Consider the following 15879-nt stretch of genomic DNA (forward strand, 5'->3'; position numbering starts at 1 on the left):
CACGACCTTCGGGGCGTGACCTCATCGCCGTTTCCATCCGTCGCATCCCGGGTCGTCGTCCGCCCGGGAACGACAATGATCGGGGCAACCGGCGCCGGCGTGGACCCGGACGTGGACGTGGACGCCGGGCGATTTCGCCGTTGTCCTCTTGCATATGCAATCGCGTATTCACCCATGAGGGTGATGCGCCGTCGAAATGCGCCGACGCGCCATCGGCTGCCGCCGAATCGAATCGACCGATTACGTCGCCGCCCGACCGCATACCGGATGGCGGCTGACCGAATACGACGGCGAAATGAAATAGATCGACTGGATACCGCATCGCGGCATACCCACCGTGTGGGCGTTCGAGAAATTGGCGCAAGTATGTCCCGCTGCGTGCCGTTGGGCCGAATGCGTGGCGGCCGGCCCTCGGCGCCTGTTTAAATGGCGGGGCTCAACCGCCAAAAGGCCCCGGGTGCGCTAGCGACGCACCCAGGGCCCAAAATCCGAACGGATATGCCAATGCTCGAATCACTGCGTCAACGGTTCGCACGTGAATCGGTGACGCCTCTCGAATATATCATTCCACGCGCCGGTGGCTCGGAAACTCGCCGTATCGACGCCTGGGAGGTAAACCTGCGCCTGGGCTCGGTCCTGCCGATCGCGGCGCTGTCCTGGTGGGCGGCGTCCCCCGGTGACACGACACGTCCCACCGCGGTGGGCCTGGTGCTGACCGGGACCGCCTTCCTGGGCGGTTCCACGATTCGCTGGGTGCGGATCCACCGGCGCTGAACCGCCCGTGCCGGTCCGCCGGCACACCTCCCTCGCCCGCCTCGCCGCGCCCACCCGGACCCGTGGGGGCGCGGTGCGGCGGGGCGCCCGATCGGACGGAGAAGGACACATGGGCGCCGGCGCCCCCTCGACCACCGCGAAATGCCCCGCCTGCGGGCAGGACTTCACGTCGCCCACGGGCGCGGGACGCCCCAAGACGTACTGCACCGAAGCCTGCCGCAGCTCGGCCGCCAACGCCCGCAAACGCGAAGGCCGCGCGCGCGGGCGCCGCACCCCCACCGACGAGGACACCACCCCGGCGGACGGCCTGCTCGCCCTGGCCGCGTCGCTGGTGAAGGCCCACCTGCGCGGCGACACACCCCTGCAACTGGTGCACCTGCACGAGCAGTTACAGGCCGAGAACCGACGACTGGTGCACGCCCTCGGCTCGCCGCTGCCGTCCCCGCTCGCCCCGAACCCACCGGCCGGATCCACCCCCGCGCTGTGCTGCCGAGTCCCCTCCGACATCGGCGTCCCGGACCCGCCGACGGACCCGCCCGCCCCCGCCCCGCCCACCGCCTGCCCGCCCCGCCCCGGCCGCCTCGCCGCGGCGCTGCGTACACTCTTCGCCGCCGGCCGCGTCTCACTGCGCGACCTCGCTCGCGAGACCCGGCTCGGCGAGGACTACGTCGAGGGAATCCTCAGCGGCCACCTGCCGCCGACCTGGACCCTGACCCTCGTGCTGACCGACGAACTCGGCGGCGACCGCTACGAGTTGCGTTCGCTGTGGGATCAGTCCCGCCGGGTGTGCCCGGACGCGCCACGCGACGCCCTGCACGCCGCCCGCGCGCTGGCCGCCCACCTGCGCGGCCTGTGGCTCGCCGCCGCCAGACCCGCGCACACCCGCTTCGAGTCGTACCTGCCCACCGACATCACCACTGCGATCCTCGATCGCCGACTGGTACCCGACTGGCCGCAGACCCGAGCCCTGACCCTCGCTCTGGAGGACGACCCCGAATGGAGCGGACACCACTGGCGCGCCGCCGACTACGCCACCCTGATCGACCTGAACACCCCCATCCCCAGCGGCGGCCTGCCCTGGCACCACCTGATCACCCGCGAGGACCCCGCCCCCACCCGATGACCCCCACACCACCCTCCTGGGAGCCACCCCCCATGCCGGAACCCCCACCCACAAACCCACCCACACCCGGGGCAGCCCAAGCCACCGAAGCAGCCCAAGCCGCGAAGGCAGCCGCAGTGGTGGGTGCGGCCGAAGCGGTCGAAGTAGGCGAAGTAGCCGAACTGGCCGAACTGGCCGAGGCGGTTGAGGCGGCGGGGGCGACCGAAGCAGTCGGGGCAGGCGAAGCCACCAAACCGGCCGGGGCCAGCGAAGTGGCCGAGCCAGTCGAAGTGGCCGAGGCGGTTGAGGCGGCGGAGGCGAGCGAAGCAGTCGGGGCAGCCGAAGCCACCAAACCGGCCGAAGCCACCGAAGCGGCCGAGCCAGTCGAAGTGGCCGAGGCAGTCGAAGTGGTGGGGGCGGTCGGAGCGGTCAGGGCAGCCGGAGTCGCGGCAGCGGTCGGACCAGTCGGACCAGTTGACGCGGCCGACGCGGTCGACGCGGCCGAAGTTGCCGGGGCGGCCGAAGGAGCCGAAGCGGCCAGGGCAGGCGAAGTCGCCGAGGTCGCCCAAGCCTTCACGACGTCGCAAGCCGCCGCTACCACCGCCCCGACCGCGTCCACTGACTCCGTCCCCACTGCCGCCTCCACCGCATTCACCGCCTTCCGCCTCCTCCACCACGACCCCTACCACCGCTACGCGCACACCCGGGTCGTCGACCGCCGGTGCGCTGCCGCAGCGGTCGACGACGCCTTCGCCGAACTCGCCTCGCACTGGGACGAGATCCTGCGTACCGCCAACCCCACCGGGCACGCCTGGCAGATTCTCACCGCCGCCGTCACCGCCGTCGAGACCCGCGGCGCCGCCCCGTACTCCACCCGCGAGGTCCTACGCGACGCCCTGCCCCCGGCCCAGGTCGACGCCGTCGTCCTGCACTACCGCCTGGGCATGACCCTGACCACCACCGCCGACCTGATGGGCGTCGACGCACCCACGGTCGCGTTGTACCTGGTCCTGGCCGAACGAGCCCTCCCCAACGCGACGATCCGCGACCTCGAACGCACCCGCCGCGCCTGACGCCCGTCTTCCGCCGGCCCAACACCCGCAGCCCGCCGACCGGTCCGCTCGGCCCGACACATCCACCGGCGCAGTGCCTCCTCGACGTCGACACGACGATTCGCTTGCCCCGTACCAGCCCCCGGCCGAGCGCCCCCGCCCAGCTCGACGCTCCGCAACCTCGAATACGCGCCGACCGCGCCTGATGCCTGCCCACCGATCCGCCGGGCCCGCGCCCGCCCGCCGCGCCGTAGCCCGCCCACGAATCCGCGACGGCCCCGCCCACGGCGGCCCGCGCCCACCTGCCGCACCGGCCCACGCCCGCGCCCACACGCGCCCGAGGGTCCGTCCGCCCGCACGCCCCGCGCCCCGCTCCGCCCCGCGCCCCTTTCCGCGCCGTCGCCCCGAAATCACCCCCGCCACAAGCCCGTTCACCCCACCGAGTTGCCGCGGTCCGTTTCGCCGGACCTCTAGCATGGGGACGTCACCCGGACGGGGGTGTGATGCGGACATCGAGGGGACGCCATGCACGAGGACGAGGATTTCGATCCGCCGCCCATCGACACGAAAACCCCCAGCGTCGCCCGCATGTACGACTACTACCTCGGCGGCACCGACAACTACGTCGCCGACCGCCGCGCCTGCGAGGACCTGCTGCGGATCGTCCCGGACACCCGCGCACTGGCCCTGAACAACCGGGCGTTCCTGCGCCGCGTGGTCCGGGTACTCGCCGACCGCTATGGGATCCGCCAGTTCGTCGACCACGGGTCCGGGTTGCCGACCCGGGACAACGTGCATCAGGTCGCCCAGGCCGTGGACCCCTCGTGCCGGGTCGTCTACGTCGACAACGACCCCACCGTGCTGGCGCACGGCCGCACCCTGCTCGACGAGGACGACGAGTCGACCCTGTTCCTCCAGGCCGACATGCGCGACACCGACGCCATCCTGGAACGGCCCGTGGTGCGTCGGATGATCGACTTCGACCGGCCGGTGGCGGCCCTGTTCGTGTCGGTCCTGCACTGCATCCCCGAGCGGGACGACCCCAAGGCGCTGATCCGCCGAGTCGCCGCCAAACTGTGCCCGGGCAGCTACCTGGTGGTGTGCCAACTCGTCAGCGACGACGCCGCCGTACGCAGGGGAGTCACCGACTTCATGGCCGAGGCCACCCACGGCAACTGGGGGGAGGTGCGGCCCCGCGAGGCCGTGCACGACTTCCTCGATGGCCTGGAGGTCATGCCGCCGGGTCTGCTGGAGGTCACCGACTGGTGCCCCGACACCGAACCGCGCGTCCTCCAGGGCAAGGGCTTCATCGAGTACGGCGGCCTCGCGCGCGTCCCCTGACCGACCACCGACCACCGGCCACCGGCCGACGAGCGGCGCTCAGGTCGCCAACGCCGCGTACCGATCCCGCGCCGCCACGATCATCGCCTTGCTGCGCGCCCGCGACTCTGCCACCAGGTACAACGATTCCAACAGCGCCCGGTAGCGCTCGACGTCCTTGACCCGACTCACATAGGTCGCCGCCTCGACGTGCTCCAGATAGACCAACTCCTGCAGGCCGCCGTGCGCGAACCGCAGGAGCGTCATCGAGGACGGCGGGGTCAGACTCGCCGAGTTCTCGAACCGCACCACCCGCACCTGGATCCAGCGACGCTCGATCGCCGCCAACAGGAACCGCATCTGACCCGCCATCACCGCCGGCCCACCCACCGGACGGGCGAGCACACTCTCGTCCAACAGCGCGATCAACATCTGCGTACGCTGACCGTTGCCCAACACCTCCTGCCGGCCGCGCCGCAGCGCCACGCGCTGTTCGATCTCGTGCGCGTCCGCGTCCGGCAGGCCGTTGCCGATCACCGCGCGCGCGTACTCGGGCGTCTGCAACAGGCCCGGCACCACGTGGACTTCCCAGGTGCTGATCCGGGACGCCGATTCCTCCAGGCTGATCAACCGCCGCAACCAGCCCGGCGTGACATCCGCGTACCGATACCACCACGGCCGCTGGTGCGCCTTGCGCAGCAGATCCTCGACGGTGGCCAACATCGCCGGGTCACGCACCCCGTACGCCGCCAACAGGTCCATCACGTCCCGGTGTTTGGGCGGACTCTCGCCCCGCTCCAACCGGGAGATCTTGGACGCCGAACCGCGCACCACGGCCGCCGCCGCCGTCAACCCCATGTCCCGATCCAGGCGCAGGTCCCGCAACATCGACCCCAACACCTTCACCGCCGCGGCCGGCCGGTCGGGCAGCGGGTCGAGACCACGATCGTCGGCCACGGGCCCCGCGGCGTCGGGGGACAGGGACACTCGGCGACTCCAGGAAAGGGGTGTGCGCGCCAGTATTCCAAACGCGCGCACCCCCGTCCGCCGATCACCGCGACCGGCGGTCGGATCCGGGAAACCGTCAGTCGATCAGCCGGTCGAACTCGCCCGCCTTCGCCCCCGCCACGAACATCGCGATCTCCGCGGTCGTGTACACCAGCGCCGGCCCCTGCGGATCACGCGAATTGCGCACCGCGATCCCACCACCGGCGATGACCCCCAGTTCCACACATTGGCCCGTCGCCGAACTCGCCGCGCTCTTCACCCATTCCGACACTCCCAACGACCCCGCCGGAGCACCGTTGACACTCTCGCGCATCTCGACCACCGCCTCCTCGCCCGCCCGGTCCACACGCCCCGATCCGAGCGCGCGTACGGCCATGCAACGCCATATGCAAATGCACGCGCCGTTTTCGAGAATGCTAGCCACGAACCCAAAGCCACAAAGTCCCCCGAAAGGGTGACCCTCCGCCGATGTGAAGCACCCGCAAACGTGCGTCCACGCCGTCGAATGCCCCCCGAGTGCGCCCTCGAACATCGCCCGAGAGCCGCCCGAAGAGCGGTGCGATGTTGGCCGGTTCCGGGGTTTCGGGCCCGGAACGGGCGCAGGACAGTGAGGTTGGCCGAAGGGTACGCGCACCACCCGGCGTACCGATCCGGCCCACCGATCCAGACGAGACCACATCAATGGGGGATCTCATGAGGATGGCCAGGAAAGCGGCCGTGTCGATGGCCGCGGCAATGCTCGTCACCGGCCTCGGCTTCACGGCCGGCGCCGCACAGGCAACCTCCGCCGAGGGATCCGCGGCGGCGGCGTGCAGCACAAGCAACGCGACCTCACCGAGGCGGGCTTCCGTCGAGGGGATGAACATCGAACTCCGGTACAGCACGTCGAGCCGGTGCGCCTGGGGTCGGATCACCAACGCGGTTCCCGGCGACCGGGTGTGGGTGGACCACTCGAGCGACGGCGGCAGGACCTGGAACGGGCCGCTGGGCATGACCTACGTCCAGAACGGCTCCGACACGCACACCCCGGCGTACAACGACGCGGGTTATGTGATGCGAGCCTGCGGCGCGAAGGCCGACGACTACTTCGCCTGTACCGGCTGGTACTGACCGCCACGCGGACCCCGATCGCCACGCCCGGCTCGCCGCCCAAGGCAGGGCGTCGAGCCGGGCCTTCGCCACTTCGTCGGCCCGCCGATGCGCCGATGTGGCGTCCCCGTCACCGGCCGTCGTCGTGCCCTCGCCCCTCCGCCAGCAGCGCCCGCAGCCGATCGTGGGGGATGGCCGGGCTGCGATGCCCGTCGCGGCCGATGGTGTCCTCGGCCGTGACGAGCGCGTTCAGGACCGCCTCCTCCACGGCCTGAACGGTCGCCTCGTAGTAGGGATCGATCCGCCCCCAGGGAAGGTGCCGAAGGGTGTCGTAGTCCTCGTCGGTGGCCGGAGCCTGGGGGAAACTACTGGTCAGGGCACCCGCGTTGGCGGTGGAGAAGGCCAGGAAGATGTCCCCGGAGAAGTGGCTGCCGGTGGTGCCGGTCCGGGCCAGGCCCAGCGGGACCCGGCGGGCCAGGGCCCGGCACTGGTCGGGCAGCAGGGGCGCGTCCGTGCCGACGACCACGATGACCGAGCCGGCGCCGCCGGGGGCGGTCCAGTCGGTGTCCTCCATCGGGTTGTCCTCGGTCAGCCGCCGTCCGACGGGTGTGCCGGCGACGACGAGTTCGCGCCGGGCGCCGAAGTTGGCCTGGACGAACGCGCCGACCGTGTGCCGGGCGCTGCCGTATTGGACCACCCGGCTGGCCGTTCCCGAACCGCCCTTGAAGCCATAGCAGTTCATCCCGGTCCCGCCGCCGACGCAGCCCTCCTCGACCGGGCCCGACCCGGCGGAGTCGATGGCGGCGACGGCGTGTTCGGCGCGCACGTGCGGGCCGTTGATGTCGTTGAGGTAGCCGTCCCAGGTCTCGGCGACCACCGGCAGCAGCCACTGCCGGGCCAGATCCGGGCGGTTGGCCACCGTCCAGTCGACCACACCCCGATGCACGGATCCCACCGCGTGGGTGTTGGTGATCATCACCGGGCCGGCCAGCGCGCCGCTCTCGTCGAGCCAACTGCTGCCGGTCATCTCGCCGTTGCCGTTGAGCGAGTAGCGGCCCGCGGCGCACGGCAGACCGACGCCGTCGCGCCCGCGCGGCAGCAGCGCGGTGACCCCGGTGCGCACCGACGTGCCCTCGACGAGAGTGGCGTAGCCGATCGCCACGCCGGGGACGTCGGTGAGCGCGTTGGCGGGCCCGGGGGTTCCGTCGAGGCGAATCCCCAGCGCCCGGGCGCGAGGCCGCCCCGACGGGGTGGTGGTGGCGGTGTGCGGGATTGCGGTGGGGTTGTTCACGCGGTGCCTTCTCCAGTGTCGTCGTGGTCGGGGACGGCCCGATCCGGGCGCAGGTCCGGGCAGTCGGTGGCCTGCCGGGCGTGGGCCAGGACCAGGGCCAGCGCCCGCTCGGGCGGCAACGAGGCATTGCGGCTCACGATGTGCAGGCCGTAGCCGTCCTCCAGGGTGACCAGGTTCGCGGCCACGTCCGGTATCGACTCGGTGAACCGGAAATGCCCCTGCGCCCGGCCGATCTCCAGGATCGACCCGTACATCGCCACCTGCCGGTCGTACAGGCTCTGCGCCAGCGCCGCGTACTGGCCCTCGTCGCGCGCGGCGGAACAGAACTCGTAGAGCACCACCGCCAGTTCGTCGTCGGGCCCGGCCGGCAGCCCCAGCCGGGCACACGCCACCAGCTTGTCGCGCGCGTCGTCCAGCCGGGACGCGGTGTCGGTACGGGAGGTGTAGAAGCGGTCCGCGGCCTGCTGGTACACCTGCCGCAACAGGTCGCCCAGATCGCTGAAGTAGTAGCTGACCGACCCCCGGGCCACACCCGCGACCTCGGCGATGTCGGCCACCCGCAATTGGGCGAGCCCGTGCCGGCCGACCGCCGCGGTGGCCGCGTGGACCAGCTGCTCACGTCTCGCCGTCTGATTCCTCGGTCGCGCCATGCACTGTTCCTTGTCCCAAGTGCCAAATTAACGAAAGCCTATTGACGTGGGAGTCTTCCATAACGTTGACTCCGGCGTCAAAGAACTGACAAGGGAGCCCCATGGCCGAAACCCAGGGCAGTCAGACGCCCGCCGACGCCCCGCCCCCGCAACAACCCACCGCCTACGCCCAGGACCTGTCCCGCTCGCTCGGCCTGGGCGAGAACATGTTCATCACCCTGTCCGCGGTCACCCCCGCCTCCAGCGTCTTCATCATCATGCCGTCGGTGATCAGCGGCCTCGGCGGCGCCGCCGCACTGGCCTTCGCGCTCGCGGCGGTGGCGGGGATGCTGATGGCGTTCTGCTACGCCGAGTTGTCCAGCGCGTTCCCGATCACCGGCGGGGAGTACGCGTTCGCCGCCCGCACCCTCGGCCGCGCCACCGGCTTCGCACTGTTCGCCCTCGGCCTGCTCGCCGGTGTGCTGACCGTCGCGGTGATCGCCTTGGGCACCGGCGACTACCTGGGCGTGGTCTGGACCTCGCTCGGCGGCAAGGGTGTCGGACTCGGCGTGATCGCCCTGGCCTCACTGATCGCCGTACTGGGGATCCGCACCAACGCCTGGGTCACCGGCGTCTTCCTCGCCGTCGAACTCGCCGCGATCGCCGTCCTGGCCTGGCTCGGCCTGGTCCACATCGACCAGCCCATCTCCACCCTGTGGACCCCGCACGCCCTCGGCGACGGCGACGTCCTGATCGGCGCCTCGGCCGGACTCGTCTCCTCCTTCGCCGCCACCGCGCTGTTCGCCTACAACGGCTACGGCACCGCCGTGTACTTCGCCGAGGAGACCCGCCAGGTCTCCTCGATCGGCAAGATCGTCATGTGGTCGCTGGGCATCACCGTGGTCGCCGAATGCCTGCCCCTGGTCGCCGTCCTCCTGGGCACCCCCAGCACCCGCGACCTGATGGCGGCCCCGTCCCCGATGAACTACTTCCTCCTGGAACGCGGCGGCAGCGCCGTCAACACCGCCGTCAGCCTGGGCATCGCGGTGGCCATCGTCAACGCGGTGATCGCGATCATGCTTCAGATCGGCCGGCTGCTCTATTCCTCCGCCCGCGACCGCGCCTGGCCCGACGTGATCGGCCGCCCCCTGGCCGCCGTACACCCACGCCTGCGCACCCCGGTCCCGGCCACCTTGACCATGGGCGTGGCCGCGATCGTCGTCGCCTGGCTGGTCCCCCTGGACACCCTGATCCTGGCCACCGGCGCCAACCTGGTAGTGCTGTACGTCTTCGTCGCCGCGTCCGCCCTGCACGGCCGGATCACCGGCGCCACCGCCCACGCGACCTACCGCATGCCCGCCTGGCCCTGGGTCCCGCTGGCCGTGATCGCCGTAATGGCCTACGTCCTCTACGAATCCATCAAATCCGACTGGCGCCCGACCGCCATCGCCCTCTCCATGGTCGCGGCCGGCTACCTCTACTACTACGCCTACCTACACCCCAGACGCGAACATCGCTGGACCCTGCCCACCCCGGCCCCGGACCCGACCCGATAACACCGAGACCACCAACCCACACCCCGGTGCGGATGCCTGCGCCGGTCGAACGGCTCGGCCTGCTACCGGAGTTCCGGCCGAGGATGCCGCGACCCGGCCGGGCGGGCCGAACCCGCCGACGGGGCGGCGTACGCCGACGCGGTGTCGGAGTACGCCGCCCGGGCAGGTTCACCGCGAATCCGGGGCCGCCATGCCACGCCCCGCCGGCCGCACCCCGCCGGTCAGGTGCCGGTGGTGCGCTGACAGTAGGGGACGTCGTGCTTGATCGGCTCGCTGCGGTCGTACGGGTCGAACGCGGGGCCCTCGGTCCGCAACCGATTCCGTTCCGCGTCCGTCGTGAACGTGGGGCGCAGGAAGGCGTCCCGGCGGGTGCACGAGTTGTTCGCGATGTCCCGGTCGAGCCGGCCGAGCCAGATTCGGCCGGGTGGAGACGGGGTGTATCTCGGTCCCCGAAACACCTTGGTGTCGACGGATCTCCGCACCACCACGCGCGCGATCTCGCCGCCCGGGCCGCTGCCGACCTTGGTGACCGGGTACACGAACGAGTAGTCCGCGTGCACGATCAACGTGCCCTCGCCGTCCGTTTCGTAGGTCGTGCCTCCAGTGACCTTGACGACCGTGCCGACCACCTCGATCTCGTTGGGATCGAACCGGGTCACCCACGCCGAAGCCTCGGGCGACGCGGGGTCGCGCAACGCCGCCGTGGCCTGGTCGACGGACTTGCCCTCGGGATCCAGCAGAGCGAGGTAGGCGGTCGGCCACCCGCCCGCGAGCACGTCGCGGTCCAGGTTGCCGGCGATCAGGAGTTTCCGGGTCAGCTCCAGCGCGTTCGCCACGGCGCTCGCGGAGTGGCCGCCGATGGCCCTGGCCTCGGGCAGCGGCAGACCCGCCTCGTTGTCGGCGTAGCGCACCGCCGGCGAACCCGTGAACGGTGCGGCCCTGGTCGCGTGCGCGGTCTTCGACACCGACGGTTCGCCGAACAGCACATCCCACTTCCAGAACACGACCAGCAACAAGAAGACGAGTTCGCCGAGGAGGATCCTCTTCAGCACTCGCCGCAGCCGGAGTCGGCGGGGCGAGTAGCGCCGCTTGGGGTACCGGAAGTCCCGGGGTCGGGCCGCCTGTCGGGCGACCTCGTCGGCCTGCGCGGGATCGTTCAGGCGGGTCGTGAGCATGCGAGCCCGTGCCGACCCCTCGACGTACCGCGCGTCGCGCACGAAGTCCTCGTCGAAGACTCGGGGATCGACCCGACGCCGCCCGTTCAAGGGCCCGTTCGTCAACCAGGGCGTCGGTCTGGCGTCCGTCTGCTCGTCGGTCCGATCCGGGCCGTCGGCCGCACCCGAATCCCCCCTGGGATCTGCCACCGACGAAACGTATCCGCGCGGAGGCGGCGAGCGGCCCGGTTCCGCGCGCGGACCGGGAATCTCCGCGAGACCGCCGCCCATTGCCCACCGGGTGTTTCCGGACCGTTGGCGAAAAGCCCCCGGCGCCCCCGGCCGGTTGCGGCGGGTCGTGCCGGCTCCTGCGGAGTCCCCGGTTCGATATGCATGGGCGGTATTCGAGACGATAGAACACCTGTCATGCAAATCCTGTCTCCTCATGGCCAGTTGCCTCGCGCGGCGGCTCGGCCGTCCGTGTTCCGGACGAGGTCGCTGCGCTTCCTGTCGGTGCTGGCCCTCCTGATCGTGGTGGTGGCCTCGGGCTGCTCGTCGGGGGATTCGAATTCGAAGTCGTCCGATGGGCGGCATCCGGCCGGGAATGTGCTTCGGGTGCCGCAGGACTTCCGTACGGTGCAGAAGGCGGTGGACGTCGCTCGTGAGGGCGACCTGGTGCTGGTCGGCCCCGGGGTGTATCGCGAGAGTGTGCGGGTGACGGTGCCGCGGGTGGTGGTGCGCGGCACGGATCGCAACGCGGTGGTGTTCGACGGCGGGGTTCGGCTCGTCAACGGCATCACGGTCACCGGTGCCGGTTCGGTGGTGGAGAACCTCACGGTTCGCGGGTATCTCGCCAACGGTGTCCTGTTCACCGGTGTCACCGACGAGCGGTTGCAGCGGCGGGGTGCGGGCGGCTCGGCCTACGATCCGTTGGACACCACCCGGTTCCCGATGGTGCGGGGTTTCCGGGCCACCGCGGTGACCGCGTACAACAACGGGCTCTACGGGATCTACGCGTTCGACGCGCGCGGCGGTGTGATCGAGGACTCCTACACGTCCGGGCAGGCCGATTCGGGCATCTACGTCGGCCAGTGCCGGCCGTGCGACACGCTGGTGCGCGGGAACACGGTGGAGCGCAACGCGGTCGGCATCGAGATCACCAACGCCTCGGAGGGTCTGACGGTGCTCGGGAACCGCGTCGTCGGCAACCGCGTGGGGGTGACGATCAACTCCAACGACCTGGAGGCGCTGGCGCCGCAGCACGGCGCGGTGATCGCGGGCAACGTGATCGCCGACAACAACGCGTCGGACACGCCCGAACAGGCCGACGGCGGCTTCGGGATAGGCATCGGCATCGGTGGCGGGCAGGAGAACCGCGTCGCCCGCAACCTCGTCCGCGGCAACCGCTCGGCGGGGGTCGTGGTCACCGATCCGCCCGGGCATCCGGCGGTCGGCAACCGCGTCGAGGGCAATCGCGTCACGGACAATGGCACCGACCTGGTGAGCGCCGCCGCCGATCCCGGCAACTGCTTCACCGGCAACTCGCCCGCGACGCAGAGCCCGAGCGGCCTGGAGGACCTCGCCGGGTGCGGCACGAGCCCGGGCCGGGCGGTGCCGGCGGGTCGGGCCGTCCCCGTCCAGCCGCCGCGCGGCATCGCGTTCAGCTCGGTGCCCGCCCCGCCCGCCCAACCGTCGATGCCCGACCCCACCACACCCGCCCGCCCGGCGACCGACCTTCCCGGAACCGTCGACCCCGACCGCTACGCCTTGCCCACCGACCCCACCGCGATGCCACAACCACGCTGACCACGGCGAGCGGGCCCCGGCACGCAGACGTCGTCGGCTCGCATCGCCGCACCGCCGCCATCGACGGCGGTGCGGGTCGCCGTTCTCGGTCCGGGCAGGCGGATGCCTTTGCTCACGTGGGTCGAAGGCAGAGGGCGGGTTCGCGAACCCGATGGTCCGCGAACCCGCCCGAAATGCGTCGGTCGGCGGTCGACCTCGGCCGCCGGCCGCCGTGCCCGGAGTTACCGCTGCCGGGTTTGTCGCCTGCGGAACAGTACGAGTGCCCCGCCGCCGAGGGCGATCATCGCTACGGAGGCGGCGAGGGCCGAGGGCAGGGTTCCGTTCAGGCCGGTGCGGGCCAGGATGCCCGGTGAGCCGCCGTGGTTGCCGCCCGGGGTGGCCGGTGGCGTCGGGGTGTCGGGTGTGCTCGGTGTGCTCGGTGTCGTGGGTGGTGTGGTGGGCACCAGCTTGTTGACGGCCGTCACCGAGACTCCGGTGTCGAGGTTGTCGGAGTTGAGTACGAGTGGGCCGAGTACGGGTTTGTCGGGTGGGGCGTAGCCGTCGGGTGGGCTGGTTTCCTTCCAGTAGTAGGTGCCGGGTTCGACGTTGCGGGTGCAGATGCCGTCGGTGCCGGTGGTGCAGGGGTCGCCGATCTTCGTGTCGGGGGTGGTGCCGTCGGGTTGGAGTCCGTCGGTGCCGTTGGTTTCCTTCCAGAGTTCGAATTTCGCTCCGGCGAGGGGTTTGCCGTCCTGGTCGTTCTTGACCAGGCGTACCGCGCCTTCCTGTTGGCGGAATCCGAAGTCGAAGGTGTGGTCGTTCTCGCCGGGTCCGCCGGTGGTCAGCGCGCGTTCGGGGTAGCGTCCGCCCTTGGGGACGATGCCCTTGGAGTCGACGAAGCGGTTGTCGCCGATCCCCTCGTCGGTCGGCACCCACTGGTGGAGGGGGCCGCCCGTGGCGTAGTCGGCGGGGTTGTCGATCCGGATGGTGTACTTGGTCTTCGGTTTCAGGTCGCCGGTGACGTTCGAGTCGTCGAAGTAGTACTCGCCGCGCTTGGTGGTCCTGGTCGTGCCGACCACCTTGCCGGACTCGTCGTAGAGGTTGACGGTGGCGCCCTCGACCGGACGTTGACTCGGGCTCTGGATGCCCTTGCGCTCGGGGTCGTACCAGACCCGGTTGCCGATCTGCAGCGGCGCCTGGTCGCAGAGCACCTCCAGGTCACCCATCGAAGCACCCTTGCCGAACGAGGACATGGCGCCCGGCGAGGTCAACCGCAGGCCGGAACCGCGCTCCCTGGTGCCGTCACGCTTGGTGAACATCGTGCCGGCGCTGTTGGCCGTGTCGTTGGGGTCCACGCCGGAGGTCGCGATGAAGTCCTCCACCTTCGACAACGCCAGGCCGGCGTAGGCCGAGTTCGGATGGGCGCCGCCGAGGGTGGACACATTGAAGAACCTGGTTCCCCGCGGCGTCATCCCGCAGCCGGTGTTCGTGTCCATCACGTACGTGCCGGCGGACAGGCACGCCTTGTTCAGGTCACCACCGGACAGTGCCTGGGTGAAGGGCCCGGGGGCGCCGATCCGTGGAATCGCCGTCACCCTGTCGGCGAGCCGATCGCGAAACGCCAGCAACATCGAACCGTCGGTCTCGAAGGCGATATCGGCCAACTCGGGCTCGGGGTTGGCCATCGCCTGGACGCACGCCCGACCGTTCTGCTCCGTGGGGAACGTGTTCGTCCACGGGAACCAACCCGCCCCGGGACAGGGCACGTTGAGCGTGAACTTGCGCGGGTAGTCCAGGGGTTGGTTCAGCACCGCCTTGCCGAAGGCTCCCGTGGCCGGGTCGAAGGGCAGGACCACGGCGCGCAGGTCCGAGACCTTCCCGGTCGACTCGCCCGAACAGACGCCGCCGACATAGCCGTTGCCGTCCTGCAGGCCCAGGCCGAACGGACGCCAGTCGCCCGGTGCGGGGCACCCGGGGTCCGGGATGGCGTAGGAGGCCACCGACTCCGTCGCGGTCGGCAGGGTGGCGTCGTAGCGGTACAGCTTGCGGTTGTTGAGGTTGACGACGAACAGATCGCGGCCGTCATCGGAGATCTTCAGATCGCCCAGGCTCTCCCTGCCCGCCGCGGCGAGGAAGGCGTCGTCGCTCGTGCCCACGCCGTGCGCCGAAGCTCCGGCGTCCGGAACGCTGGTGAACAACGACGTCGACTTGCCCGCGACATCGGTGACGTAGATCGCCCCGGCGCCGCCGGGACCGTATGTCGTGTCCCGCTTGGCCATCGCCGAACTGAACAGCCGTTTACCGGGCTTGCTCCACGCCATGCCGTACAGGGTGCCGGTCTCGGCGTTCGTGGCCAGACCGGTGGCCTGCTGCGTCGTCGGCGTGTCGGCGCCACGTGCGTTGTAGGGGAACGTCACCAGCGTGCGCTGGGACGCCGGCTCGCGCGTCGCGGGCTGGCATGCCGTGGCCAGCGGCGCGTTCTTCTGGCAGTAGTCGCCGGGACTCCACAACCCGGTGGTGTACGCGACGTGCTTGCCGCCGGCGAGGTCGACGAACTCCTCGTTGCTGCTGAGCTGGTTGGGCGCGCCGTCCAGGCCCTGCCGCGACGCGAACGCCGGGAACAGCACGCCCGGCTTCGGATTCACCACCTGGACCCGATACTTGCCGCTGCCGGACGGCTTGGCCTTGTCGGGCGCCAACGTGACCGTGCCGTCGGCGACCGTCACCCCGGTGACCTTGCCGCCGTCGTCGCCGGTCAGCGTCACCGTCACGCCACCGATACCCGGCTCCAGAACGGGACTCCACACACCGGTCGTGTCCACGGCCCGCACCACCCGGACCGTCACCGAACCGTCGTCCGGCTGCGAATAGGCGGCCGGAGCCGCCGTCAGCGAGTAACCGCCGATCCCCACGGCGAGCGCCGCGATACCGCTCAACGCTCGACCGAAAGCGCGGCGGCCGGGCAAACCCGACCGCCGCCGACCCGCGCCAGGCGCGGCGTCGTTCATTTGTTCAGATATAGGTGCCATGTATAGCTGTCGTTCCTGCTCTCATCGTGCAATCACAGCGCGCAAAAAGGCCCTGCGTCCAACGTCGTGAGGGATCCGCGGAGTGCGCTGATC

Annotated in this window: 13 protein-coding genes; 7 read left to right on the forward strand and 6 right to left on the reverse strand. The window is 70.8% G+C overall.

What is annotated here, in order from left to right; all coding sequences use genetic code 11:
* The first annotated feature begins 504 nt into the window (after positions 1-504).
* The 4 genes from ABIA38_RS22380 (at position 505) to ABIA38_RS22395 (ending at position 4269) form a co-directional block, all read left to right on the forward strand.
* Positions 505-774: a hypothetical protein gene (locus ABIA38_RS22380; RefSeq protein WP_424640526.1), complete on the forward strand. Its 270-nt coding sequence runs from the start codon at positions 505-507 to the stop codon at positions 772-774.
* 109 nt (positions 775-883) lie between these two features.
* Positions 884-1897, forward strand: a complete 1014-nt coding sequence (locus ABIA38_RS22385; RefSeq protein WP_424640527.1) for a hypothetical protein — start codon at positions 884-886, stop codon at positions 1895-1897.
* Positions 1898-2016: 119 nt separating this feature from the next.
* The gene (locus tag ABIA38_RS22390) at positions 2017-2949 is read left to right on the forward strand and encodes a hypothetical protein (protein WP_424640528.1); all 933 of its coding nucleotides are present in this window, start codon (positions 2017-2019) and stop codon (positions 2947-2949) included.
* A gap of 504 nt (positions 2950-3453) precedes the next feature.
* Positions 3454-4269 carry an SAM-dependent methyltransferase gene (locus ABIA38_RS22395; RefSeq protein WP_424640529.1) on the forward strand — a complete coding sequence of 272 codons (816 nt, stop codon included), beginning with the start codon at positions 3454-3456 and terminating at the stop codon, positions 4267-4269.
* 39 nt (positions 4270-4308) lie between these two features.
* Here ABIA38_RS22395 and ABIA38_RS22400 read toward each other — a convergent pair whose 3' ends face one another.
* On the reverse strand, positions 4309-5235 hold the full coding sequence (locus ABIA38_RS22400) for a helix-turn-helix domain-containing protein (protein ID WP_424640530.1): 927 nt from the start codon (positions 5233-5235) through the stop codon (positions 4309-4311).
* A gap of 97 nt (positions 5236-5332) precedes the next feature.
* Complete coding sequence (locus tag ABIA38_RS22405; RefSeq protein WP_424640585.1) at positions 5333-5569, reverse strand: DUF397 domain-containing protein; 237 nt, start codon at positions 5567-5569, stop codon at positions 5333-5335.
* A 422-nt stretch (positions 5570-5991) separates the two neighbouring features.
* Here ABIA38_RS22405 and ABIA38_RS22410 point away from each other — a divergent pair, with 422 nt between their 5' ends.
* The gene (locus ABIA38_RS22410; protein ID WP_424640586.1) at positions 5992-6366 is read left to right on the forward strand and encodes a DUF2690 domain-containing protein; all 375 of its coding nucleotides are present in this window, start codon (positions 5992-5994) and stop codon (positions 6364-6366) included.
* 109 nt (positions 6367-6475) lie between these two features.
* Here ABIA38_RS22410 and ABIA38_RS22415 read toward each other — a convergent pair whose 3' ends face one another.
* Together ABIA38_RS22415 and ABIA38_RS22420 are read right to left on the reverse strand one after the other, a co-directional pair.
* Positions 6476-7636, reverse strand: coding sequence for a P1 family peptidase (locus ABIA38_RS22415; RefSeq protein WP_424640531.1), 1161 nt, complete (start codon positions 7634-7636; stop codon positions 6476-6478).
* Entirely contained in the window at positions 7633-8286 is a 654-nt protein-coding gene (locus tag ABIA38_RS22420) for a TetR/AcrR family transcriptional regulator (RefSeq protein ID WP_424640532.1), read from the reverse strand. Before ABIA38_RS22420 ends, ABIA38_RS22415 begins: the two co-directional genes overlap by 4 nt.
* A gap of 101 nt (positions 8287-8387) precedes the next feature.
* On the opposite strand from ABIA38_RS22420, the gene ABIA38_RS22425 reads away from it, so the two are divergent.
* Positions 8388-9821 carry an APC family permease gene (locus ABIA38_RS22425; protein ID WP_424640533.1) on the forward strand — a complete coding sequence of 478 codons (1434 nt, stop codon included), beginning with the start codon at positions 8388-8390 and terminating at the stop codon, positions 9819-9821.
* Between the two features lie 221 nt (positions 9822-10042).
* On the opposite strand, the gene ABIA38_RS22430 is transcribed toward ABIA38_RS22425, so the two are convergent.
* Positions 10043-11185: a hypothetical protein gene (locus ABIA38_RS22430; protein ID WP_424640534.1), complete on the reverse strand. Its 1143-nt coding sequence runs from the start codon at positions 11183-11185 to the stop codon at positions 10043-10045.
* 183 nt (positions 11186-11368) lie between these two features.
* Between ABIA38_RS22430 and ABIA38_RS22435 the strand changes: the two genes are divergently transcribed.
* Entirely contained in the window at positions 11369-12781 is a 1413-nt protein-coding gene (locus ABIA38_RS22435; RefSeq protein ID WP_424640535.1) for a right-handed parallel beta-helix repeat-containing protein, read from the forward strand.
* 221 nt (positions 12782-13002) lie between these two features.
* On the opposite strand, the gene ABIA38_RS22440 is transcribed toward ABIA38_RS22435, so the two are convergent.
* Positions 13003-15693, reverse strand: coding sequence for an SdrD B-like domain-containing protein (locus ABIA38_RS22440; protein ID WP_424640536.1), 2691 nt, complete (start codon positions 15691-15693; stop codon positions 13003-13005).
* Positions 15694-15879 lie beyond the last annotated feature (186 nt).

The organism is Embleya sp. AB8, assembly GCF_049739465.1.
Lineage (GTDB): Bacteria > Actinomycetota > Actinomycetes > Streptomycetales > Streptomycetaceae > Embleya.